Below are 23,214 nucleotides of genomic sequence, written 5' to 3' on the forward strand. Positions count from 1 at the left end.
AATGCAGACGGTGCACTTTCAGACTTCATTGAAACGATGCCTGAAGGCCAAGGGCGAAGGTGGTTCGAAACCAATAAAGACCTAGTTGTCAGCGTTTTCTCAGAAGCCGGACACAGTAACTTGAGAGTACTAAGGCAATGCCTGCATGATTGTGGACGGGTTATAGATGTTTTGGAGGAAGACTTACTTGCGTCAACTGGAGCAATGGCCCGTTTTGTACAAACATTTTTCGCTCTCTCCATGGCCTTATCTGTTGGCGAAATCAGTGCTAAACATTTGTCCGAAAGAGATAACTACGAAAACACTCTTGCTCCTAAAGAAGGTGAGAAACCTCATCCTCTCAGAGTCTGTATTGACCGACACAGTCATGCCGAAATTTTCGCGGGCGAAAGCTCAAGTATTATCCCTGTGGGCCTTGGGCTATCACTAATAGGTATAGGCTATGAGACACCAAAAAAGGTAAACCAAATACTGCGAAGCACAGGACAATTCACTGGTGAACTAGAAGTTCCTCTATGGCGACGCTTTGTCGAGTGGCGAAAAATGCCCACTGCTGAACTCGAGGAGACCTATACAGAAGCGCTCAGTTACTTGTTTGAGAGCGACGTGATACAAGCAGGTCCTTATCTTCATATCGCCAATGACATTGTAACGATTGAAAACAATGAAAGCAGCAACGAAAGTAAGCTGCAGGATAAGATTGTTGACAGGATTTCCAGCCTCGCGAAGACAGGGAAATCCCCATTGCTAACTACGGTAGCGAATTTGGCTGGAATATCCGCGGAAGTAACTTTTCATTTGGAGGATTTTCATACGAGTTGAATGAATGCACTACACAGATCATTAAAGCCATGAAAGAAGCCCAATTGGCTGCATTTGAGGTCAATCGGCCGAATGAATGTAACCGGTTGCTGGAGCTGTTGCGAGAGGACTTGACGGCGTTCGGAAATGAGTTTCGCTGGAACAGTGCCTTTTTCGGCTACCAAAACATAGACATCCTTCAAGACATTGGTACCGAGGAGTTTGCTGGTGCGGTTTTTTCTCATGTTAGAGCTGGCCAGTTCGATGCAGTCGGGAAACAGTTGCTCGCCATCGCAAACCTAATTCGCAGCACAATGCGCCAAAAAGACCTCACATGGGCAAGAGACATTAAAAAATCTCTCATCAAGCTCGCTGAAGGTATCAGCACTTTGGAAAAAGCGAGAATGGTCTGGTTCTTGGGGTTCAATTGGAACTTCCCTGATGCAAGTGAGGGCGAAGAAATTCTTACCTAGACAAACATGGCATTCATTCTCAGATACTCCGAGCAACAACTGAAACCCGAAATTTTCTGCTGCAATGGGAAGTGTCCCTTACTGCAACGCGAAGTGTCCCGCTACACTGCAACGCGAAGTGTCCCGCTACACAGGCGAGCATCCATCTTTTAAACACATAATCAATGCGTTACGAAATAATGTGAAAAAGATTTACATAAAGGCTTGAAGCCCCCTCTCCCGAGGCCAATATGCAGTAATGTGAACGGGATTTACATCACACCCTCACAACTACCAAATCGCAAGACTGCAACCCTGGAGATGAAACATGACAGCTATGACCTCCCCGACCCCAGCCCACAGTGAACAGGGTTGGTTTTCTCGCAGCGAAGCCTGGCTGGACCAAAAAGGCAAAGGCGCCTGGATCGCCGCAATGGTCCTTGGCTTTGTCTTCTTCTGGCCCATCGGCCTCGCCCTTCTCTTTTACATGATCTGGAGCAAACGTATGTTCAACAAATCCTGCCGCAGCCACAACCGTAAGCCCTGGGCCAAACATGGCATGGCGGCGATGAAACCTTCGGGCAACTCTGCCTTTGACGCCTACAAAGAGGACACTCTGCGTCGGCTTGAACAGGAGCAGGGCGAGTTTGAAAGCTTCATGCAGCGCCTGCGCGAGGCCAAGGACAAGGCCGAGTTTGATCAATTTATGGATGAACGCAGCTCTATGCCTGCAGAAGAGACCAGCGACGAAGACAGCGCTGCAAAGTCTCACTAAAATCGACCTAACCCTGTTAGGCTCCCCTGGACTGCAGCAGGCAGGGGAGCCCGCTTCCATGTTAGACGCCATAAAAAAGGACCCATCATGACTTCCCTGCCCGACCCAGAGTACCAGGCCGAGTTTTACGCGCTCACGGCACCCAAACGCCTGGTGGCTTGGGTTGTCGATAGTATCTTGATTGTTATGCTGTGCATTCTTGCGGTCTTCTTGACCGCATTTGTTGGACTGTTCATCTGGCCACTGCTCTATCTGATCATTGGCTTTTTCTACCGGGTCGCCACGCTTTCACGCGGATCAGCCACCCTAGGCATGCGCTTTGCCGGGATTGAGTTGCGCGACCTGTCAGGGCGGCGTTTGGACGGGCAACAAGCCCTTTGGCACACCGCGGGTTACACCCTGTCTATCGCGGTTCCGGTCCTGCAGATCGTGTCCATTATCATGATGCTGACCAGCAGCAAAGGACAGGGGCTGAGCGATTCCCTCTTAGGGACTGTCATGCTCAACCGTCGGGCCTGATTGGGCAAACACCGCAGCGGAGAAGGCCCAGGCTTTCTCCGGCTCTTTCTGCCTCTGCGCCTCGCATCCATAGGAAACGCCTGGGTGATCTCTTGCAGTCCGGCCCTGCGAGGTTGATCCCTGTTCTGACCTCCCCCCTACCGGCATTTTAACCACGTTTTATTGCAGACTTGGCCGAAGGACAGGCCATTGATAACCTGTGGCTTCGCCATTGCTATCCTGTCGTGGTCTCTTATGATCAAGATATTCGTTTTCCTGTCCGGCTCCAGATTAGACTGACCCCAGATGCGTCATACACTTCCTATTGCTCCGCAATTCTACGTCACGGCGCCTCAGCCCTGCCCCTATCTGGAAGGCCGGATGGAGCGGAAGCTGTTCACCTCGCTGCAGGGTGACGGAGCAGATCAGTTGAACAATAGCCTCTCGCATCAGGGGTTTCGGCGGTCGCAGAATGTTCTGTATCGCCCCTCCTGTTCGGATTGTTCAGCCTGCATGTCCGCCCGCATTGATGTCAAAGCCTTTGCCAAGACCCGCAGCCAAAAGCGTGTTCTAAAGCGCAATGCCGGATTGCTGCGGCGCGCCACCTCGCCCTGGGCAACCGAAGATCAATATGCGCTGTTCCGACGCTATCTGGACAGCCGCCACTCTGACGGCGGCATGGCCGATATGGATGTTTTTGAATATGCGGCAATGATCGAAGAAACCCCAATTCGCAGCCGGGTGATCGAATATACCGAGCCGCAATTCAGCGGCCTTGTTGCTGTCTCGCTGACAGATGTGCTCGAGGATGGGCTGAGCATGGTCTATTCCTTTTATGACCCGGATCAGCCACAGAATTCCATCGGCACATATATGATCCTGGATCACATCACGATCGCGCTAGAGGCCGGGCTACCCTATGTCTATCTAGGGTATTGGGTGCCTGGCAGTGGCAAGATGAGCTACAAAGAGAAGTTCTCAGGCTTGGAAGTCTATCACCAGGGAGATTGGAAGAAGATGCGCGATCCCGCTGAATTTGCCGAGAGCAGCCATCCTCTGTCAACAGACCCCATTGCGGAACAGGTCGCCAATATCCACCTGCCGGAACAGCCCGTTCACCGCCGCCGATGAAAGCCACTGCGGAGGTGAAACAAGCGCTGCATGCCGTAGCTTTGGTGGTGCCAGACTACGATGCGGCGATCGCGTTCTATTGTGGTCAGCTGGGCTGGCATTTGGCCGAAGATATTGATCAGGGCCACAAACGCTGGGTACGCATTCTGCCACCAGGTGCCACCCAGGGCAGCCTAATCCTGGCCCAGGCCAGCGGCCCGGAACAAAGCGCTGCAATCGGCAACCAGTTCGGCGGCCGCGTTGGTTTGTTTTTGACAACAGATGATTTTGCCCGCGACCATGCCCGGATGCTGGCCCAGGGCGTGCACTTTGAAGAAGCCCCAAGATCTGAACCCTATGGGACTGTGGCGGTCTGGCAGGATCCCTTTGGCAATCGCTGGGATTTGCTTGAGTTCACCTCCGCCTAGCCCGGCACCCCCTATTTCGCGACCTGCGGTTCAGCCAGAGATTTCATTGCACTTGAGGTAGTCATGCACCGCCCGACTGCGCTGATTAATCTTTTTCAGGATGGTGGCATGGTCCAGCCGCAGCGCCAGTTTATCTTCCAAGTTGGCCCGCTTGTTGATGAAATCCTCAAAGGCATCCCCTGCGTCCATCAACCGATGCGCGCTGCGATCATAGACCTCCCGGTATTGGCCCCATTGCACCGGCGACACATCCCCTTTGGCCATCAGCTCCTCCGCGGCTTCCAAAATCTGCTCCAGAACCGCAAGCGCCCGTTCAATCCCTACCTGGGGGCGCGCTTCAACGGCTGTCAGACTATCAAGCTCACGCAGCAGCTCAGTGTTGATCCTGTCGATGCTCTCGGGCGTGAATTCATCCAGATAGGCGTCGATCCTGCGCATATGAGCCGCATCGCCCAGCCTGTTGTCGCGCAGGGCTTTTAGGTAATACTCGACAGCGGAAAGTCTTGTGCTCAACCCACGTATCTGTTGTTTCGCGCGGGTATGAGCAGCGTCATAGCGTTTTTTGGCCGAACGCCAATCTCGCACCAAGGACATGGATTACCACTCCCTTCTTTGCACCCCAGCCCCCACCGGAAAACACGTACCAAGGTAGAACGAAATGGGATTTACGTAAAGTCACCTATCCCCTCGCCCCCAATCCCAAAACCCGGCACGCAAAAAGGGGCCCCAAACTGGAGCCCCTCTGCAGTCTGTTATTTCGTGTCAACCCGATCAGTTCGGGATCAAAGCCGGCACGATGGTCACGATCGACGGGAAGAACCACAGGATCGCCAAGCCAACCACCTGGATCAGCACGAAGGGAAGAACCCCGCGATAGATATGGCCAGTGGTCACTTCCTTCGGGGCCACCCCACGCAGATAGAACAGCGCAAAGCCAAAGGGCGGCGTCAAGAAGGAGGTCTGCAGGTTCACCGCAACCATGATGGTCACCCATTTAGGATCAAAAGACCCCCCATAGATCACCGGACCAACAATCGGGATCACGATGTAGATGATCTCGAGGAAGTCGAGCACAAAGCCCAGGAAGAACAGGACCAGCATAACAATCAGGAAGACCGTCATCTCATTGTCGAAGCTCTTCAGGAACTGCTGGATATAGTGCTCACCGCCAAAGGAAATCACCACCAGATTGAGCAACTGAGAGCCGATCAGGATGGTAAAGACCATGGAGGTCACCTTGGCCGTTTCGCGAACGATCGGCGTCAGAACCGCTCCTTGGTACAGAACCCAGCACCCATAGAGCAGACCAAACAGAGCAAAGAGATAAGCGCCATAGGCAAAGCCAAAGGCAATCCAGCTCTCAACACTCACATTGGACTGGTTGATGCGCAGATCAAAGTTCACCCCGATCAGGATCGCGATCATCACAGCCAGTGTGGCCCAGATGATGATTTTGCCCGATTTACCCTGATCCTGCAGCTTGCGGTAGGCCGCCAGCATGATCGCACCACCTGCGCCAAGCGCCGCAGCCGGCGTCGGGTTGGTGATACCACCCAGGATCGATCCCAGCACCGCAACGATCAGCACCAGCGGGGGGAAGACCACCCGGATCAGATCATTGCGCGCACACCGGGCCGCTGCCTCGCGGGTGCCATAGAGCGCCAACCAGAAAGGCAGCGCCAGCCACAGAACGGTGAAGCCTGGCGATGTTGTAGGGGCAATTGCCAACACATCGACCAACAAAACCAACAGCAGGCCGATGGCACCCAGGATCAACGGTTTTGTATCCCGTGACGGAGCCACCCCCCGACCAATGGCCAGAATGAGCCCCAGCATGATCACCAGAATAGTCACGCCAGTGCCAATCGGAGCGGCTGCCGCGACTTTGTCGACCTGCGCCTGGGCGAACTCTTCCTCAGTCAGTTTGGTTGCCTGCGCAACACCACCAGCCGCATCGATCACGGTCTGCTCAGCAACCGCAGCGTCCCAGGCCTCCTGGCCGTGCAGATCGATCATTGCCGCCTGACAGTCAGGCCCAACATTGGTCCGCAGCGAAGCGGTTTGACCCGCGTCAGAGAAAGCCGAAACAGTGATGTTCTGCGAGCCGATGACGCCAAAGGTGCTCAGCAGCATCGCGCCACCAATCAAGGCAGCAGGAGCGCCCAGGAACCACAGCAGGGCTTCATTCCGAGTCACCGGCTCATTGTCGCTGGCTTCCAACGCCACGGCAGGTGCCTTCTCCGGGTTCAGCATCGCATAGCCAAAGGCATATAGCGCATATAGAAGTGCCAACATGATCCCCGGCAGCAGCGCCGCCTGGAACAGGGTGCCCACAGAGACAACCGCCGGCTCACCCAGATAGGTCAAAGCGTCAGAGCAACCCGCATCCTGAGCCCGGCTTTCCTGCGCGGTGGAATAGAGATCCCCCGCCAGCGTCCCCAACAAAACGATCACGATCGACGGTGGAATGATCTGCCCCAGGGTACCAGAGGCGGCGATCACACCCGTTGCCAGCTCAGGTGAATAGTTGTTGCGCAGCATGGTCGGCAGAGCCAGCAGACCCATTGTTACCACAGTTGCACCAACAATCCCGGTGGAGGCCGCCAGGAAGGCACCAACCACAACAATGGACACCGCAAGACCACCCGGCAGCGGGCCAAAGACGCGCGCCATTGTTGTCAGAAGGTCATTGGCGATCTTGGAGCGTTCCAGGGTGATGCCCATCAGAACAAACATCAAAACCGCCAGCAGGGTTTCAATAGATGCACCCGCCAGAACACGTTCGTTCATCCGGTTCACAATAAAGGAGATATTGCGATCCATTGCGGTTTCCCAGCCCTGTACAAAGACAGGCTCGGCGATGCGGGGGAGTTCCGGGTATCGGAACACGGAAATCACATCGGGTTTCACCCCGCTGTTCACCAGCTCTCGATAGACATCAGAAGATGTATCAATGGCTTGGTGGATCAGCAGACCAGCACTGTCCAGCGCTGCGATGATCCCGAAGGAGATGATGCCGGCACCACCGATGGCAAAGGCCACCGGGAAACCGGAAAGGATGCCTCCAAAAAGGCATAGGAATACGATGAGCAGGCCGAGTTCGACGCCATCAAGACCGAAAAGCATATCAGCTGTCCCTTAGGTTAATGAGCGCCTTCATAGGCTTCTTCGCCCTCACCAAGGCTATCCTTGTCGAGGTACTTATTTTCGCTGCCCTGTCCTTCGATGAACTCCAGCAAGGAGCGATAGAAGAAGGCAGCCGCGTGGATAAAGACGATCCCGGCAAAGGTCACCAGCAAGATCTTGAAGAGGAAGTAGCCGTTAAAGCCATTGGGACTGAAACCGATCGTCTCGACGTTCCAGCGCAGCGCACGGGCCTTCATGATCAGGCGGTCCAGTTGGTCAGAAGCCGAGGGCTTTGGCACGATCAGGTGACGCCACAGGAAGAACCAGCCATACATCCAGGTCAGCACGGCAGCAGGCATCATGAAGATGATCGAACCAACCATGTCGACGACGCGTTTGGCGCGGAAGCTGATGCCGGAATAAATCAGGTCAACCCGCACATGCCCGCCCTGCACAAAGGTGTAGGTGACGCACATGCAAACAACCAAAGCATTGTAAAGCTTCAACTCTTCGGCAAACCAACTGATGTCTTTTTCCAAAGCGATGCCAAGCCCAAAGCTCATATCCGGCCGGGCAAAGATCCGTTGCATGAAAACAATGATGATCTGCTGGATCACCATGATCAGACCGGCCCAGGCAAAGAAGCGCCCGATGCCATTGGCAAAGCCCTCGAGGCCACGCACCATGCCCCACATGAACTGGCGCTTGTAGATGCCAATCGCGGTCAGGATCAGAAACAGCGTGAAGACCACAAAAAAGAACTCCACCGAGCCGCCATAGTAGACAAAGCGCATGATCGAAGTCTTGTCAGACCAATCAAGCCAAAGCTGCGGGTGAGTTACGGCGTAGCCGAAATTGTAAAAGGCGCCAGCGATGTTCTGAACCAGCCAGATCAGACCGTTGAACAGGGCGCCGAAAAAGGAAATGCCTGTATCGTCCTGCATTGTTCCCTCGGATTATTGCATGCGGCGAGGTGGAAATGCGGCTCCGCCCAGGGCGCGACTTGCGCGGGCGGCCACTGCCTTCTGGCCTGCGGCAAAATGAAAAAGGGACCCCCCGCACCCGGCGGGGGATCCAAAAGATGTGTCAGGTTGGGTTAACCCAGAACGCGGTCGCGCTGTGCGGTGTAGACACCGGAGGACAGGTTGTTCCACAGCGAAGAGGCTGTCATGGACTTCTGCGCGCTGTCGTAGATCTTCTTGAACAGCTCGTCGCCCATGTTTTCGTCCATAACTTCTTTCGAAGCCGCGCCGAATGCATCCCAAACCGCGTCAGGGAATTCCATCACTTTAACGCCGCCAGCCTGCAGACGCTGCAGAGCTGCACCGTTGTTGGCCAGGAACTGAGACAGGTTCCACTGGTGGCATTCACCAGAGGCGATTTCGATCATCTTCTGCTGGCCAGGGGTCAGGCTGTCAAAGACGTCGCGGTTGGTGGCAACCGACAGGGCCGCGCCTGGCTCGTGGAAGCCAGCGGTGTAATAGGTCTTGGTGATTTCCTGGAAACCGGCTTTTTCATCCGCCCATGGGCCGATCCACTCGGTGCCGTCGATGGCACCGGAAGACAGCGCCTGATACACTTCGGAACCTGGGATGTTCTGAACGGAAGCGCCCAGTTTACCCAGAGCTTTACCGCCAAGACCAGGCATACGGAACTTCAGACCGTTGAAGTCTTCGGGGCTGTTGATCTCTTTCGAGTACCAGCCGCCAGCCTGGGCGCCGGTGTTGCCGCCGAGGAAGGATTTCAGACCAAAGATCTGACCCAGCTCGTCGTGCAGCTCCATGCCGCCGTCCTGATAGTACCAGTTGGACATCTCAGTCGCGGTCATGCCGAAAGGCACGGCGGTGAAGAAGGCATAGCCTGGGTGCTGACCAACAAAGTAGTAGTCGGCACCGTGGTACATGTCGGCCTGACCGGAAGATACCGCGTCAAACACTTCAAAGGCGCCAACCAGTTCACCGGCCGCCTTGATGTCAACGGTCAGCTGACCGTCGGACATGGTCGAGATGCTGTCAGCAACACGCTGAGCGGCGTCAAAAACGCCCGCCAGACCACGGCCCCAAGTGGTAACCATGGTCAGGGTGCGCTTACCGGTTGCATAGGCCGGTGCGGCCAGAGTGGTTGCGGCTGCGGCGGTCCCGCCCAGCGCAGATGTTTTCAAAAAAGAACGACGATCCATAATAGTGCTCCTCCCATAAGTAGTCCCTATGTCCAGCTTTGGCCGGACGGATCTTTTCGAGTGGCGCCAGCCTAGCGGCGCGGCAGGGCATGTGAATACCTACTACTGCGTAGGCACCGCGAAAAACCGGGAAAACCCTTGAGATGTTACGTCATTTTCCCAGCTCCGTTGCGAATCTTGAGCCTCAAGACCGGAAAAATCGGTTTCCAACCTTTGATTCGGTTGCAGGATTGCGTAACGATTCGGCACATGGCCGCTTTTCGCTCTCTTTTTCGTCCGAACTACGCACAGAAGCTTTCTATTCTGGCGACTCTGCCGCTTGTTGTTGCAGTGGCCGCCATTGCGATTCTGGTGGCCTTTCAGTCTCGGGCTTCAGCAGAGCGCGAAATCCAGGCGCTCAAGGAGCAGCTGCTGGCGGCCAAAAAGGCCGAGCTGCGCAACTATGTGACCCAGGCCCGCAACGGGTTTTCCTTTATCTATGGGCGCGCAGCCCCGGATGACCAGCAGGCTAAGGAACAGGTCAGCCAGATCCTGTCTTCGATGATCTATGGCACCGATGGGTTCTTCTTTGTCTATGACTACGATGGCACCAATCTGGTCAGCCCGCGCCAGACCGACTTCATCACCCGCAACTGGACCGGACTAAAGGACAGCCAGGGAACCCCAGTGGTGGATGAGTTCATTCGTTTGGCGCGCCAGGGCGCCGGCTGGCACACTTTCATGTGGCAGAAACCGTCAACCGGCGAAGAGGCCCAGATGGTGGCCTATGTGGTCGGCCTACAGGATTGGCAATGGGCCGTGGGTACCGGCGTCTTTATCGACGATGTTCTCTCCTCGGTCGCGGCAGCGCGCGCCGAAGTCGAAGCCCGCGTGCAACGGACCTTTCTCTACATTGGGGTCATTACCTTGGCGGCGCTGATCGTTGTCTTTGCCTCCGGAATGGTGCTCAACATCCGGGAAAGACGTCTGGCGGATGCCAAGCTCAAGGAGTTGACCCAGAGGGTTTTTGACACCCAGGAAGAAGAACGCGGGCGGGTAGCGCGGGAATTACATGATGGTATCAGCCAGATCCTGGTTGGCGTGCGCTACGCATTAGACAATGCCAGCAGGCGGCTGAAACGCGGGGACCAGGAACGCGCCCTGCCCCCGCTGGACAAGGGCATCGATGACCTGGCCAGCGCCATCACCGAAGTGCGCCGCATCAGCCGCGACCTGCGGCCCGGGGTTCTGGATGATCTGGGTCTCGGCCCCGCGCTCAAGGTTTTGACCGATGATTTTGCCACCCGCACCGGCATCCACTCCGAGTTCAGCACCGTGGTTTTTCGCAACCGGCTCGACCCCGAGGCCAAGATCGCGCTCTACCGAATTGCCCAGGAAGCGCTGATGAATATCGAACGCCATGCAGAGGCCAGTGAAATGACAATGGACCTGCGCGGCCATGCCAAGGGTGTCACCATGCGGATCACCGATAATGGCCGTGGCTTGCCGCCCGATCAGGACCGAACAGGCCCCGGGATTGGCCTGCGCAACATGCAAGAGCGGATCGAGCAGCTTGACGGTACCCTACGCATTCTGTCATCACGTGGCACCCAAAGCGGCACCGTCATCGAAGCCAGCCTCCCTCTCAGCCATCTTCTGGCTCCTGGGGAGAGCCTGGGCGAGGAGAGCCGGAGCAAATCGGTTTAAGGCTCTGCGTTTTGACGGAGGGAGAGCCAGACCGCGGCGCAGGTCGCTTGGGACAGAGGGGGAAGACATGAGCACAGCAATTCGCGTCCTAATCGTTGATGACCACCCAATGGTCGCCGAGGGCATCCAGTCGATCCTGGAGAGCTATGACGACATTGAGGTGCTTGCCTGTCTCAATGATGGGGCTGAAGCGGTCGAACAGGCTCAGACGCTTGCGCCGGACGTGATCCTTATGGATTTGAACATGCCCCGTCTCGGCGGGTTGAGCGCAACCGAAATGATCCTTGAGCGGCTGCCGGAAACCCGCGTTGTCATCCTGACCATGCACGACAGTCCAGAATATATCTCGACCGCGCTCAGCCACGGGGCCATGGGCTATATCCTCAAAGATGTGCCCACCGAAGAGATCAAACAGGCCATTGATGCGGTGATGAGCGGTAAGCGGTATCTGTGCACCGGCGCCGAAATCGCGCTCAAACCCAAGGGGGGAGAGGCACGCGAGGCGCTGACCGGGCGCGAACAGACCATCTTGCTGGAGCTGGCCCAGGGCAAATCCAACAAAGAGGTTGCCCTGACACTGGATATCTCGGTGCGCACGGTTGAAACGCACCGCAAGAATATCAAGCGCAAGCTGGGGATTTCCTCGACTGCGGGGCTGACCCGTTATGCCCTGGAACATGGCGTTCTGCAGGGCACCGGCCACGAGTTCTAGTTGGGAGGGGGCTATAGGCCCCTAGCCTGAGGTCCGCAAAGCCATGCCAAAAAACACCAGGGCGCCATCCTCGTCGATGACATGGAACTCACGCTGGCCATAGGGCTGATCAAAAGGCGCTCGCACACGATCAGGTGCCAATTGCCGAAGCCCTGGCAGAAGATCCTGATAGAGCTGATCCACATCATCCGTGTCGATGTAAAAGGACATCTCTGCCCCCAGAGGCTTGCCATCGGGCTGGGCCGGGCATTCCAGTAGACGCAGCGCCACCGGCCCCTGTTTCAGATAGGCATAGTTGTCGGCCTGAAAGGCGCAGGAAAACCCCAGGACCCTGGAGTAGAATTCGATCTGCTTTTGCAGGTCCAGACACAGGACAAATGGCGTCACTTGGAACAGCTCAGGCATGGTCAATCCCTCTCTCCTCTTTTCAGAACTCTGCGGTGTACCTTCAAACTGGGTCAAGGCGATTTCTCCCCTGACATGAATATGAACATACATTTTCTCGCAAAGGTCAGGGTCAGTCTTGCCGGAAGGTTGCCAAACCAGCCCCATACCAGCTGGGCCAATGCTGGCTTTGGGAGTTTTCAAACCAAAATCACAGCTCGACTTTTCGAAAAGGTCGCCAAATGATCCCGACGCGCAACAAAATGTCCCAAATCGGGCGATTTTCATTCCTTTTCCCTGTTGACGCCCCTCGCCAGCAATCATAATGTCCGCTGCAACGCAGTAAAGGAGAGCCTGGCGATGACCAGCCTAGTCGTAATTGTAGGAACCAAGCGCATGGGCCGGTAACGGTAGACCACAATCAAACCCATGCGCCTCCCCTTGAACAAGCGGAGGCTTTTTTTATGCGTAATGGACGATGCCGCCAATTGGAGCAAATAGCAGATGACACGTGAAATGACCGGCGCAAAGATGGTAGTTGAAGCCCTGAAAGAACAGGGCGTCGACACAGTATTTGGCTACCCTGGGGGTGCCGTACTTCCCATCTATGATGAAATTTTCCTGCAAAATGACATTCGCCACATTCTGGTGCGTCACGAGCAGGGCGCGGTCCACGCCGCCGAAGGCTATGCCCGGTCCACCGGCAAACCCGGTGTTGTTCTGGTGACATCAGGACCCGGTGCCACCAATGCGGTCACTGGCCTGACCGATGCCTTGCTCGATTCCATTCCACTGGTGGTTCTTACGGGCCAGGTTCCCACTTTCATGATCGGCTCCGACGCCTTTCAGGAGGCCGATACCGTCGGCATCACCCGCCCCTGCACCAAACACAACTGGTTGGTCAAAGACACCGACAAACTGGCGGAAACCCTGCACGAAGGTTTTCACGTAGCCACCTCGGGCCGCCCTGGTCCGGTGCTGATCGACATTCCCAAGGATGTGCAGTTTGCCACCGGCACCTATCAGCCTGCCAAGCCTGGTGCCTCGCGCTATCAGCCCCCAGTCAAAGGCGACATGGAAGAGATCACCGAGCTGGTTGCCGCCATCGAGGCCGCCGAACGGCCTGTGTTCTATACCGGCGGCGGCGTGATCAACTCAGGCCCAGCCGCCTGTCAGCTGCTGCGCGAATTGGTGGATGCCACCGGCATTCCGATCACCTCTACCCTGATGGGCCTTGGCGCCTATCCGGCCTCGGGCGACAATTGGCTGGGCATGCTGGGCATGCATGGTCTTTACGAGGCCAATTTGGCGATGCACGACTGCGATCTGATGATCAATGTCGGCGCCCGCTTTGACGACCGTATCACCGGTCGTATCGATGCCTTTAGTCCGAACTCGAAAAAGGCCCATATCGATATTGACCCCTCTTCCATCAACAAAGTGATCCGCATCGACATCCCAATTGTCGGGGATGTTGGCCATGTGCTTGAGGATATTCTCAAGGTCTGGAAGGCGCGCGGTCGCAAAGTGAACCGCGAAGCCATTGCCAAATGGCAGGAGCAGATCACCGAGTGGCGCAAGGTGAACTGCCTTGCCTATACCGGCTCGGAAAAGGTCATCAAGCCGCAGTATGCGCTGCAGCGCCTGGAAGAGCTGACCAAGAACCATGACCGCTACATCACCACCGAGGTGGGACAACACCAGATGTGGGCAGCGCAGTATCTCAATTTTGAGGATCCCAACCGTTGGATGACCTCTGGCGGCCTGGGCACCATGGGCTATGGCTTCCCCGCCTCCATTGGGGTGCAGATGGCGCATCCAGACAGCCTGGTGATCAACGTCGCCGGCGAGGCCTCTTGGCTGATGAACATGCAGGAGATGGGCACTGCCGCGCAGTATCGCCTGCCAGTGAAACAGTTCATCCTCAACAACGAGCGTCTTGGCATGGTGCGTCAGTGGCAAGAACTCTTGCACGGTGAGCGCTACAGCCACTCCTGGTCGGAATCGCTGCCCGACTTTGTCAAACTCGCCGAAGCCTTTGGTGCCAAGGGCATTCTCTGCTCGGATCCAGCAGATCTGGACGATGCGATCATGGAAATGATCAACTACGATGGGCCCGTGATCTTTGACTGCCTGGTGGAAAAGCATGAAAACTGCTTCCCGATGATCCCATCGGGCAAGGCGCACAATGAAATGCTGATGGGCGAGGCCGACACCCAGGGCGTCATCCAGTCCGGCGGCGCGGTCTTGGTCTAAGTCGCTTTCAATCACAGATTTCGCAGGGCGCATAGGCCCTGCCCCGAATTCAGGAAAGGGACATAAATGTCTGCCCTACATATCAAAAAAGGCTCCACCCGCCATTCCGCCTATAACCTGCGCCCCAATTTTTCGGACGTACAGGAACGCCACACCCTGGCGGTTCTGGTCGAAAACGAACCCGGCGTTCTGGCCCGCGTCATCGGCTTGTTTGCCGGGCGCGGCTATAACATCGAAAGCCTGACCGTTGCGGAGGTCGATCACACCGGGCACCTGTCGCGCATCACTGTGGTAACCACCGGCACCCCGCAGGTCATCGAGCAGATCAAGGCGCAGCTGGGACGGATCGTGTCGGTGCACGAGGTGCATGACCTTACCGTCGAAGGCGCATCTGTAGAGCGCGAACTAGCGATCTTTAAGGTGATTGGCGATGGCGACAAACGAGTGGAAGCCCTGCGCCTGGCCGATATCTTCCGCGCCAATGTGGTCGACAGCACCTTGAACAGCTTCATCTTTGAAATCACCGGCGCTCCGGAAAAGATCGACGCCTTTGCCGATCTGATGCGCCCGCTGGGCCTGGCCGAGGTCGCCCGGACCGGTGTTGCAGCCCTGTTGCGCGGCGTTTGAAGATCTAAGCAAACTCGAAACATCAAAGGCCGATCCCTAGGATCGGCCTTTTGCATGCACTGTTGCGTTCTGACACTCAAAATCAGCCAGTAGATCAGATCTCAGGCGCGTCGCAGGCCTCCATCTCCCTTTATCGGGAAAGCGATGACATTTTGCCCTGCGGGCGCAGGCAAGACTGATCGTCCGGGGACGCTGTCGGCCAGGTCCTTTGGCATTTTTACACAAGCAGCATGTGTTTGAGCCAGCAAAGCAGCGGTCGCTGCTGTTGTTGCAGGAGCCTGAGAGCCAGAAAACTCTGCTCCCTTCCCCTCGCCGGGCTCTTCCTCTTGCCCAACCAACTGCAGTGGCACGGCCCCTCCCCTCTTCGGTTTTGAAGCTGAAAGCCCATCTGCCACATTTGGACAGCCCGGTTCATGAAGAACCTCAATACTATGCGCCAAACGTAGATCGCCCTGCAGTTTTACGTCAAACAACACCCAATCGCCTACGCGGATACCATAATCCTCAAAGCTTCCAACGTGGGAATAGAAGGCCAAATCTCCCTGGTCTTCGCACCAAATCACTGCTTTTCCGGCTGTGGCGTCACTCCAAAGAACAATTCCAATCATAACGTGCCTCACATCCTGGACAGATTAAGTTTGGTTGAATTGACGCCATTTCAACATCGTCAAAAATGCGTCGACCCATTGCAATTTGTGTCTGCAACATTACAGTTCTGCCACATATTAGCGGCGGAATGACGCGCATTAGCGTCTGGTATTGAGGAATCATACCTCTGCCCGGCCATAGCAACAGGAAATTCAGTCGCTCATGCCAGACACAGTGGACGGATCAGGTCAGACAGACGGCAGCCTTGGGCGATCGCCGGCACAATTACGGAATATGTTTGGCACCAATCTGCGTCACCTGGCACAACAATACCCTTCTGTTTCGGAATTGGCGCGTCGGCTTGGCATCAATAGAACCCAGTTCAACCGCTACATGTCCGGCGAAAGCTTTCCACGACCGGACATTTTGGATCGGATCTGCAACTTTTTCAAAGTAGACGCCCGCATTCTGTTGGAACCCGTCGAGACAATTACCCACCAAGGGCAGATCCTGAACGGTCCGTTTCTTGCTGATTTTCTCGGCTATGGCATCCGCCAGGTCAGCGAAGACATGTTCCCCTCCGGCTTCTATCGCTTCACACGGCGCAGCTTTGTCAACAGCGATCAATTCATCATCGGGCTGGTCTATGTGTTCCGTTCTGGCAACACAGCCACCTATATCAAAGGCTACGAGGCCCGCGCAGCGATGCGCTATCAGGGGCTCCCGGAGACTCCCAAGGTCCGCGAGTTTCGCGGCGTTCTGACCTCGCATGAAGACGGTGTGGCCTTTGTCATCTCACGCCGCCATGCGATGACCTATTCCTTCAACTATCTCGCACGGGTGGGGTCGCTGGAAAACAACTTCTGGCTGGGCTATGTGGCACGCACCGTGCGCGATGGCAGCGGCGAGCGCGTCACCCGTATGGTCTATGAACATCTGGGGCAGGACATGGGCCGGGCACTGAATGCCGGGCGCAGCGCCGGTTTCTCCACCGCCGAGGATCTGTTGCCATATCACCGCCACCTGCTGCGTCCCGATGAGCCTTTCCGCTGAGCACAGCGCCTACGGCCGCCGCTTTCAGCCCTCCGCGGGATCAATGGGCGATCTGGCGATAAACATGCCAGGAGGCATGTCCCAGCAAGGGCAGAACCAGAAACAGGCCCAAAAATCCTGTCAGCAGGGCCGCAAAGGTTAGAACTGCGATCACCAGCCCCCAGAACACCATCAGCAAGAAGTTCTTTTGTACATAGGTAAAACTAGCAATCATCGCTGTCACAAAATCAACTTCCCGGTCCAGCAGCAGCGGCAGTGAGATGACGGTGATCATATAGAGCAGCAGCGCAAACAAAGCGCCGACCAGGCTCCCAATTGCCAGCATCAACACCCCGTTGAAGGTCAAAAAGACCTCCAGCGAACTAGAGATATTGGTCATGGTCGCCAACCCCAGAAACAGGGCAAAGATCATATGGCCCAGGAAGAACCAGAACAGGAACACCACAATGATGATGGCGCAGATCGAGGGCAGCTGGCGGCGGCTTTGATGCAAGATCACCCCCAGAATATCCCCGAACTTCATGGCTTCGCCCTGCTCCAGACGATGCGAGACCTCATATAGTCCCACAGCGGCAAAAGGCCCGATCAAGGGAAAGCCGATGGCCGCAAGGACCAGCCAAAAGGTGGTTCCCGTGGCGAGGGTGATCCAGGACATCAGCCAACCGGCCATCACGTAGAAGGCCGCAAAAAACAGCCCGTAGCCCGGCTTTTTGCAAAAGTCCTGCCAGCCACTTTTCACAGCCTGCATCAATATCTCGCCCCGCATGGGCCGCAGATCTGGCACACCAAATGGTTTTTCACTCACTTAATTCTCCTCCCCAGAAAAATCTCACGTGTTTCTATGTTCCCCACCGCTCACCCCAGGGGCGGTGGGTGCCTCTGCGGCCATTGGGTGGTCTGGTGATAGCTCTGGCCCAGCGCCAACAGAGTACGATCCTGCCCCTGCGCCGCAAAGATCTGCATCCCATTGGGCAGCCCCGTGGCGCCAAACCCCGTGGGCACCGCCAGCGCGGGCAGCCCCAGCAGGCTGACCGGTGTCACCACCTGCATCCAGCGGTGATAGCTATCCATTGCCAGGCCATTGATCTCGCGCGGATAGTCCTGATCCAGCGGGAAGGGCCAGCACTGGGCCGCGGGCAGGACCAGGGCATCATAGCTTGCAAACAGCTGGGCAGCGCGGCGTTGCCAATTTGAGCGCAGATCCGACGCTCGCTGAATATCGCGGGCCCGAAACGACAGCCCCCGGTCCAACTCCCAGATTGCAGTATCCTTCAATTCTTCGCGCCGGTCGCCAAAGGCGCGCAGACCGGCAGCAACCGCAAAGGATCGCAGCGTGATCCAGGCCTCCCAGATCTGCTCTGCCGAAAAGGGCGGCGCCAGGGCCTCGATCCTGTGCCCCTGGTTTGACAGATGCGACAGGGCCGCCTCACAGCTCTCCAGTATTCCGGGTTCCATTGGAAAGGCCCCGCCCCAATCCCCCAGCCAGCCGAGGCGCAGGGGGGCTGCCTGTGACAATGGCAGCATCTCCTGTCGCGCTCGGGCCAAAGGCTGGCGCGGATCCGGGCCAGACATAACATCCAGCAAAAGGGCAAGATCCTCGGGGCTGCGCGCCATGGGGCCTAGCGTTGACAAAGGGTGCAGGAACAGATCCCCTGCGGGCTCTGCCGGGACCAAGCCCCAGCTGGGCCGGAAGCCATAGACATTGTTCCATCCCGCCGGGTTGCGCAAAGACCCCATCATGTCAGAGCCGTCCGCCAGGGCCACCAGCCCGGCGGCAAGCGCTACGCCTGCGCCCCCAGAAGAGCCGCCACAGCTGCGATCCAGGCCAAAGGGATTGCGTGTCGCACCATAGACCGGGTTGAAGGTATGCGAGCCCAGTCCAAACTCCGGCGTATTGCTCTTACCGATAAAGATGGCACCAGCCGCCCGCAGCCGCGCGACAAACAAGTCGTCCTGGTCTGGCACAAAATCGCTCAACAGCGGCGACCCCTGAGTCGAGGCGAGACCTTTGACATTGGCCAGATCCTTGATGGCCATGGGCAGACCATGCAACGCGCCCCGGTCCTCTGCCCGATCCGCTGCTTCTGCTTCTGCCATCAGCTCCGCGCGGGGGCGCAGCGCAACAATGGCATTGAGCCCAGGGTTAAGTGCATCGACACGATCCAGCGTCGCCTGCATCACCGAAACGGCGCTCAGAGCGCCACTGCGCAATTGCTCTACCAGGTCGCTTGCGGATCCATAGGGGTCGTACATTCGGGCATGCTCCTGCAACTCTTGCAAACAAGCCTAGCGATGGAATTCCCTACTGAAAAGATACACCCGAGTGTAACCTTTTAATTCCCAAGGAAAACGCGGCAACACCCCTCCCCAAAGGTCATCGGTTCGTCATCAGCACAGTTAAGGCCAAACCCACAAAAGAAAACGGGCGCAGGGTTTCCCCGCGCCCGCAGAACTGCGTGCACCACAGAAGTGGCACAGAGACTGTTTTATTCGCCCTGCGCTTCGGAGCGGCTTTTGCCCGCAACATTCATCGCCAGAGTTGCCGCCATAAACCCATCCAGATCACCATCAAGCACCCCTTTGGTATCCGAAGTTTCATGGCTGGTGCGCAGATCTTTTACCATCTGGTAGGGCTGCAAAACATAGGAGCGGATCTGGTTGCCCCAGCCGGCGTCACCTTTGTTTTCATGGGCCTCATTGATGGCCGCATTGCGCCGGTCCAGCTCTTGTTGATAGAGCCGCGATTTCAGAGCCTTCATGGCGATATCGCGGTTTTGGTGTTGGGATTTTTCCGAAGAGGTCACCACGATATTGGTGGGAATATGGGTGATCCGCACCGCCGAGTCCGTGGTGTTCACGTGCTGACCGCCAGCCCCGGAGGAGCGATAGGTATCAATCCGGATATCCGCCGGGTTCACTTCGATATCAATATTGTCGTCGACCACCGGATACACCCAGACCGAGCTGAACGAAGTATGCCGTTTGGCCGCTGAGTCATAGGGCGAGATCCGCACCAGACGGTGCACGCCGCTTTCGGATTTGAGCCAGCCATAGGCATTGTGGCCTGTGATCTTGTAGGCGGCTGATTTGATGCCAGCTTCTTCGCCGGCACTTTCGGACTGCAGCTCGACTTTGTAGCCCTTTTTCTCGGCCCAGCGCACATACATCCGGGCCAGCATCGAGGCCCAGTCGCAGCTCTCGGTGCCACCAGCGCCAGAGTTGATCTCGAGGAAGGTATCATTGCTGTCGGCTTCCCCGTCCAGCAGAGCTTCAAGCTCTTTTTCCGCCGCCTTCGCCTTCAGGGCTTTCAGGGCCTCCTCGGCATCGTCGATGACTTCCTGGTCCTCTTCCATTTCCCCCAGTTCAATGAGTTCAATGTTGTCGGCCAGATCCTGTTTGATGCCTTTGTAGACATCAATCGCATCCACAAGATTCTGGCGTTCGCGCATCAGTTTCTGCGCCGCTTCCGGGTCATCCCAAAGATTGGGATCTTCCACACGTGCGTTGAATTCCTCCAGCCGGTATTCAGCGGTCTCCCAATTCAGACGCTGAGCCAGAAGCTCCAGCGACTTCTCGATCTCGACCACGTGGTTTTGGGTTTCAGCGCGCATGTCATTTCCTTGAACTTACGTATCAAGCAAGGGTGATAGACCACCCGGAGGCTGCGAGCAAGCCAACCCCCAACAAAGCCCGCCGGGCGCTCGCCCCTTACGTGTATCAAAATGAAACTAGTTTTCAGAGGCCCCCCAAACGCACCGGAAACCTTTCGATTTTATTATGGTTTTTCGCAGCCATGCGGCTCAGGGGGTTGGTCCTTCTGGGATGAGGCTGTGCAGATCCAGCGCCTGCACCGGGCGTCGCAGTTCAATCGACGGAATATAAAGATGCCACAGGGTTACTTAGTAAAATTGGTAGACGGGTCGCTGGACTCAGGAGATGCAATCAGTGGCAGCGGCAGCAGTTTCACCTCTGATAGCAATCTCGGCACAGGATCCTGGAATTGGTCTGGCGTCTATGCAGGAAATGGATCCTCCTATGCCAATATCACAGACACTGGCAGCTATCATCTGGGCACCGACGACAATGTCTATTTTGTCCCAGATAACTGGGACATCACCAGCGGCTCTGCAAGCGCCACCGACACGCCGGATTTTTCCTTTTTTGACGGAGCGATTGACGGCACCGACGGCGCCGATGCCATCGATTCATCCTTTGTCGATTCAGATGGCGATCAGGTCGATAATGGCAATGGGGCTGGCTCTGGCGGCAATGATGACGTCGTGCAGGCCGGCGCAGGGGACGACAAGGTCAGTTCGGGCAGCGGCAACGACACCGTCTACGGCGGCTCCGGCGAGGACAAGATCGACGGTGGCAGCGGCAATGACCTGATCTATGGCGACAGCAGTTCGGACAGCAACCTGACCGAAACCACCGTTCGCATTACCTCCGGAAACGTCACCGAGACGGGCAATGGCTACTCAGTGGAGGCCCAGGCTGTGGGCGGCGGTGCGGGGTCCCTAGACTATTATGGGGGCGCGTTTGGCGTCGCCGGGGCAGTCAGTGATAGCGACAGTGGCGTGACTGCTCAGATTGGCTATGACATGGCCTCAGGTGAATCCGAAGCCTTGCTGGTCAATCTTGACGCCCCCGTCGAAGAGATCAGCTTTGGGGTGCAACATCTTTACACCAGCGCCTTTGCTGAAGTGGGGCATTGGGCTGTTTATAGCGAGGGTTCCCTGGTCGCAGAGGGCGACTTTACCGAGGACGGGCAAGGCAGCGGCACCGCCACGATCTCGGTAAGCGGCGTTGGCGAATTTGATCAGCTGGTTCTGTCGGCAAAGATGCAGACAGATATGACCGATGGCTCCGACTTTATGGTCACAAATGTGGAATTCTCCCTGCCGGTTGTGGAAGCCGCGGCCTATGATGACCAGCTTCGCGGCGGCGAAGGCGATGACACCATCTTTGGCGAGGGGGGAGATGACACCCTCGAGGGGGGCATCGGGGATGATTCCCTGCTCGGCGGCGATGATGCGGATACCTTCGTTGTACAAGACGGTTTTGGCACCGACACTGTCACGGGCGGTGAAGGCGGCACAGATTCCGACACTCTCGATTTCTCGGCTCTGGGCGATGGCGTCACCGTCACCTACAGCGGAGACGAGGCTGGAAAGGCCACTGACGGAACCGATACCCTGAGCTTTAGCGAGATCGAGCGGATGATCCTCACCGATCAGGCGGATTCGGTGGATGCCCAGGCCGATAGCGGCGCCAGCTACTTTGACCTTGGCGAAGGCAACGACACCATCCGCGTCGACGGCGGCTCCGATACGATCGAGGCCGGAGGCGGAAATGACAACATCAATGTCGGCTACAGCGACGGCACCACCAGCATCGTCGGCGGGACTGGCCGAGACACTGTTCGGTTCCATGATGAGACCACAGAAGGTGTCGATGTCAAACTCACCTCAGCAGATGCCGGATCCTATGACTGGGACACAGCTGGGGGGGGCTCCTTTTCCGAAATCGAAAAATATGGCTTGAGCGACCAGGATGACGTCCTAGATGGGAGCGCTGCAACCGGTAGCATCGATGTGAGCGGCTATGCCGGGGACGACCTCCTGATCGGGGGATCGGGCCACGACATCATGGATGGCGACGCCGGAGCTGACACCATGGTTGGCGGGGCTGGTCAGGACAGGATCAGGGTTTCTGAGGGCGACAGCGCCACCGGTGGTGATGACCAGGACATGTTCTATATCACGGATAAAGGCGAAGCCGGGAGCGCGACCATCTCGATTGATGGCAGCGAAGGAGGCGAGGACTGGGATACGCTGGATTTCAACGGGCTACTGGCCCCTGGCAGCCTGTCGATCACCTCGGTCTCGGATGACGGCACCAAGAGCGGCACCGCGACTCTAACAGATGGTTCGCAGGTCGAATTCAAGAACATCGAAAGCATCATCTGTTTCGCGGCAGGCACCCAAATTTCAACGATTTCTGGCTCTGTCCCTGTTGAAGAACTGCTTCAAGGCGATCTGGTTCTGACCCGCGACAATGGCTTTCAACCCGTGCGCTGGGTCGGCAAGACCACAGTTCCAGCCATGGGAGACTGGGCTCCGATCCGCATAGCTGCCGGCACCTTTGGCTGCAGCCGCGATCTATTGGTATCGCCTCAGCATCGCATGCTGCTGTCCGCCCCGGCCACCCGCCTGTTGTTTGACACCAGCGAGGTTCTGGCCCCGGCTCATCACCTGATCAACGACCACAGCATTCGCCGTCAGCCCGGCGGCAGCGTCACCTATGTCCACCTGTTGCTGGACCAGCACGAGATTATCTATGCCGAAGATTGCCCCACCGAGAGCTTTTTCCCCGGCGATCAGGCGCTTGAGGCTCTAGGCCCCGCGGCCCTGTTCAGCCTGTTTGATTGCATGCCGGAATTGCGCGGCCACCCCGAAAGTTTTGGCTCCACCGCGCGCTATTGCCTGACAGGGCGCGAAACCTTGGCTCTGATGGCCTGAAATCGCGCCCGCTCCTTA

General features: G+C 56.8%; 20 protein-coding genes. 12 read left to right on the plus strand and 8 right to left on the minus strand.

Annotated features, from left to right (window positions below):
• The 6 genes from AN476_RS23030 to AN476_RS02980 all read left to right on the plus strand — a co-directional run.
• The coding region (locus tag AN476_RS23030) for a hypothetical protein (protein WP_054459492.1) at window positions 1–822 on the plus strand (822 nt) is incomplete at its 5' end.
• Between the two features lie 29 nt (window positions 823–851).
• Window positions 852–1,274, plus strand: coding sequence for a hypothetical protein (locus tag AN476_RS02960; protein ID WP_157063668.1), 423 nt, complete (start codon window positions 852–854; stop codon window positions 1,272–1,274).
• 307 nt (window positions 1,275–1,581) lie between these two features.
• Window positions 1,582–2,028: a DUF2852 domain-containing protein gene (locus AN476_RS02965; RefSeq protein ID WP_054459497.1), complete on the plus strand. Its 447-nt coding sequence runs from the start codon at window positions 1,582–1,584 to the stop codon at window positions 2,026–2,028.
• An 87-nt stretch (window positions 2,029–2,115) separates the two neighbouring features.
• Complete coding sequence (locus tag AN476_RS02970) at window positions 2,116–2,547, plus strand: RDD family protein (protein ID WP_054459499.1); 432 nt, start codon at window positions 2,116–2,118, stop codon at window positions 2,545–2,547.
• 285 nt (window positions 2,548–2,832) lie between these two features.
• A complete protein-coding gene (locus AN476_RS02975; RefSeq protein WP_054459500.1) occupies window positions 2,833–3,657 on the plus strand; it encodes an arginyltransferase in 825 nt (274 codons plus the stop codon).
• A complete protein-coding gene (locus tag AN476_RS02980; RefSeq protein WP_054459501.1) occupies window positions 3,654–4,064 on the plus strand; it encodes a VOC family protein in 411 nt (136 codons plus the stop codon). Before AN476_RS02975 ends, AN476_RS02980 begins: the two co-directional genes overlap by 4 nt.
• A 30-nt stretch (window positions 4,065–4,094) precedes the next feature.
• Here AN476_RS02980 and AN476_RS02985 read toward each other — a convergent pair whose 3' ends face one another.
• The 4 genes from AN476_RS02985 to AN476_RS03000 all read right to left on the minus strand — a co-directional run bounded on the left by AN476_RS02985 (window position 4,095) and on the right by AN476_RS03000 (window position 9,369).
• Window positions 4,095–4,658, minus strand: coding sequence for a hypothetical protein (locus AN476_RS02985; RefSeq protein WP_054459502.1), 564 nt, complete (start codon window positions 4,656–4,658; stop codon window positions 4,095–4,097).
• 177 nt (window positions 4,659–4,835) lie between these two features.
• On the minus strand, window positions 4,836–7,190 hold the full coding sequence (locus tag AN476_RS02990; RefSeq protein WP_054459503.1) for a TRAP transporter large permease subunit: 2,355 nt from the start codon (window positions 7,188–7,190) through the stop codon (window positions 4,836–4,838).
• 17 nt (window positions 7,191–7,207) lie between these two features.
• Window positions 7,208–8,134, minus strand: coding sequence for a TRAP transporter small permease subunit (locus tag AN476_RS02995; RefSeq protein WP_054459504.1), 927 nt, complete (start codon window positions 8,132–8,134; stop codon window positions 7,208–7,210).
• A 152-nt stretch (window positions 8,135–8,286) separates the two neighbouring features.
• A complete protein-coding gene (locus tag AN476_RS03000; protein WP_054459505.1) occupies window positions 8,287–9,369 on the minus strand; it encodes a TRAP transporter substrate-binding protein in 1,083 nt (360 codons plus the stop codon).
• 249 nt (window positions 9,370–9,618) lie between these two features.
• Between AN476_RS03000 and AN476_RS03005 the strand changes: the two genes are divergently transcribed.
• A complete protein-coding gene (locus tag AN476_RS03005; RefSeq protein ID WP_054459506.1) occupies window positions 9,619–11,055 on the plus strand; it encodes a cache domain-containing protein in 1,437 nt (478 codons plus the stop codon).
• 67 nt (window positions 11,056–11,122) lie between these two features.
• Window positions 11,123–11,767: a response regulator transcription factor gene (locus AN476_RS03010; RefSeq protein ID WP_054459507.1), complete on the plus strand. Its 645-nt coding sequence runs from the start codon at window positions 11,123–11,125 to the stop codon at window positions 11,765–11,767.
• 21 nt (window positions 11,768–11,788) lie between these two features.
• Here AN476_RS03010 and AN476_RS03015 read toward each other — a convergent pair whose 3' ends face one another.
• Window positions 11,789–12,172 (minus strand): VOC family protein, encoded by a 384-nt coding sequence (locus AN476_RS03015; protein WP_054459710.1) that lies wholly within the window; start codon window positions 12,170–12,172, stop codon window positions 11,789–11,791.
• Window positions 12,173–12,655: 483 nt separating this feature from the next.
• Here AN476_RS03015 and AN476_RS03020 point away from each other — a divergent pair, with 483 nt between their 5' ends.
• From AN476_RS03020 to AN476_RS03035, 3 genes are all read left to right on the plus strand, one after another.
• A complete protein-coding gene (locus AN476_RS03020; RefSeq protein ID WP_054459508.1) occupies window positions 12,656–14,407 on the plus strand; it encodes an acetolactate synthase 3 large subunit in 1,752 nt (583 codons plus the stop codon).
• A gap of 66 nt (window positions 14,408–14,473) precedes the next feature.
• Window positions 14,474–15,034: an acetolactate synthase small subunit gene (gene ilvN / locus AN476_RS03025; RefSeq protein WP_054459509.1), complete on the plus strand. Its 561-nt coding sequence runs from the start codon at window positions 14,474–14,476 to the stop codon at window positions 15,032–15,034.
• Window positions 15,035–15,844: 810 nt separating this feature from the next.
• On the plus strand, window positions 15,845–16,675 hold the full coding sequence (locus AN476_RS03035) for a helix-turn-helix domain-containing protein (protein WP_371257282.1): 831 nt from the start codon (window positions 15,845–15,847) through the stop codon (window positions 16,673–16,675).
• 40 nt (window positions 16,676–16,715) lie between these two features.
• Here AN476_RS03035 and AN476_RS03040 read toward each other — a convergent pair whose 3' ends face one another.
• From AN476_RS03040 to prfB, 3 genes are all read right to left on the minus strand, one after another.
• Window positions 16,716–17,441: a DUF2189 domain-containing protein gene (locus AN476_RS03040; RefSeq protein WP_172684791.1), complete on the minus strand. Its 726-nt coding sequence runs from the start codon at window positions 17,439–17,441 to the stop codon at window positions 16,716–16,718.
• A gap of 89 nt (window positions 17,442–17,530) precedes the next feature.
• Window positions 17,531–18,928: an amidase gene (locus tag AN476_RS03045; protein WP_054459512.1), complete on the minus strand. Its 1,398-nt coding sequence runs from the start codon at window positions 18,926–18,928 to the stop codon at window positions 17,531–17,533.
• Between the two features lie 233 nt (window positions 18,929–19,161).
• The gene (gene prfB, locus AN476_RS03050) at window positions 19,162–20,286 is read right to left on the minus strand and encodes a peptide chain release factor 2 (protein WP_054459513.1); all 1,125 of its coding nucleotides are present in this window, start codon (window positions 20,284–20,286) and stop codon (window positions 19,162–19,164) included.
• 273 nt (window positions 20,287–20,559) lie between these two features.
• On the opposite strand from prfB, the gene AN476_RS03055 reads away from it, so the two are divergent.
• Window positions 20,560–23,196: a Hint domain-containing protein gene (locus tag AN476_RS03055; protein WP_054459514.1), complete on the plus strand. Its 2,637-nt coding sequence runs from the start codon at window positions 20,560–20,562 to the stop codon at window positions 23,194–23,196.
• Window positions 23,197–23,214: the final 18 nt, after the last annotated feature.

This window comes from Phaeobacter sp. 11ANDIMAR09, assembly GCF_001294455.1.
GTDB lineage: Bacteria > Pseudomonadota > Alphaproteobacteria > Rhodobacterales > Rhodobacteraceae > Pseudophaeobacter.

Excerpts from the sequence above, each read along its gene's own strand:
- AN476_RS02960 (WP_157063668.1), top strand. The coding sequence starts at position 852 with ATGAAAGAAGCCCAATTGGCTGCATTTGAGGTCAATCGGCCGAATGAA.
- AN476_RS02965 (WP_054459497.1), top strand. The coding sequence starts at position 1,582 with ATGACAGCTATGACCTCCCCGACCCCAGCCCACAGTGAACAGGGTTGG.
- AN476_RS02970 (WP_054459499.1), top strand. The coding sequence starts at position 2,116 with ATGACTTCCCTGCCCGACCCAGAGTACCAGGCCGAGTTTTACGCGCTC.
- AN476_RS02975 (WP_054459500.1), top strand. The coding sequence starts at position 2,833 with ATGCGTCATACACTTCCTATTGCTCCGCAATTCTACGTCACGGCGCCT.
- AN476_RS02980 (WP_054459501.1), top strand. The coding sequence starts at position 3,654 with ATGAAAGCCACTGCGGAGGTGAAACAAGCGCTGCATGCCGTAGCTTTG.
- AN476_RS02985 (WP_054459502.1), bottom strand. The coding sequence starts at position 4,658 with ATGTCCTTGGTGCGAGATTGGCGTTCGGCCAAAAAACGCTATGACGCT.
- AN476_RS02990 (WP_054459503.1), bottom strand. The coding sequence starts at position 7,190 with ATGCTTTTCGGTCTTGATGGCGTCGAACTCGGCCTGCTCATCGTATTC.
- AN476_RS02995 (WP_054459504.1), bottom strand. The coding sequence starts at position 8,134 with ATGCAGGACGATACAGGCATTTCCTTTTTCGGCGCCCTGTTCAACGGT.
- AN476_RS03000 (WP_054459505.1), bottom strand. The coding sequence starts at position 9,369 with ATGGATCGTCGTTCTTTTTTGAAAACATCTGCGCTGGGCGGGACCGCC.
- AN476_RS03005 (WP_054459506.1), top strand. The coding sequence starts at position 9,619 with ATGGCCGCTTTTCGCTCTCTTTTTCGTCCGAACTACGCACAGAAGCTT.
- AN476_RS03010 (WP_054459507.1), top strand. The coding sequence starts at position 11,123 with ATGAGCACAGCAATTCGCGTCCTAATCGTTGATGACCACCCAATGGTC.
- AN476_RS03015 (WP_054459710.1), bottom strand. The coding sequence starts at position 12,172 with ATGCCTGAGCTGTTCCAAGTGACGCCATTTGTCCTGTGTCTGGACCTG.
- AN476_RS03020 (WP_054459508.1), top strand. The coding sequence starts at position 12,656 with ATGACACGTGAAATGACCGGCGCAAAGATGGTAGTTGAAGCCCTGAAA.
- ilvN (WP_054459509.1), top strand. The coding sequence starts at position 14,474 with ATGTCTGCCCTACATATCAAAAAAGGCTCCACCCGCCATTCCGCCTAT.
- AN476_RS03035 (WP_371257282.1), top strand. The coding sequence starts at position 15,845 with ATGCCAGACACAGTGGACGGATCAGGTCAGACAGACGGCAGCCTTGGG.
- AN476_RS03040 (WP_172684791.1), bottom strand. The coding sequence starts at position 17,441 with ATGCGGGGCGAGATATTGATGCAGGCTGTGAAAAGTGGCTGGCAGGAC.
- AN476_RS03045 (WP_054459512.1), bottom strand. The coding sequence starts at position 18,928 with ATGTACGACCCCTATGGATCCGCAAGCGACCTGGTAGAGCAATTGCGC.
- prfB (WP_054459513.1), bottom strand. The coding sequence starts at position 20,286 with ATGCGCGCTGAAACCCAAAACCACGTGGTCGAGATCGAGAAGTCGCTG.
- AN476_RS03055 (WP_054459514.1), top strand. The coding sequence starts at position 20,560 with ATGCCACAGGGTTACTTAGTAAAATTGGTAGACGGGTCGCTGGACTCA.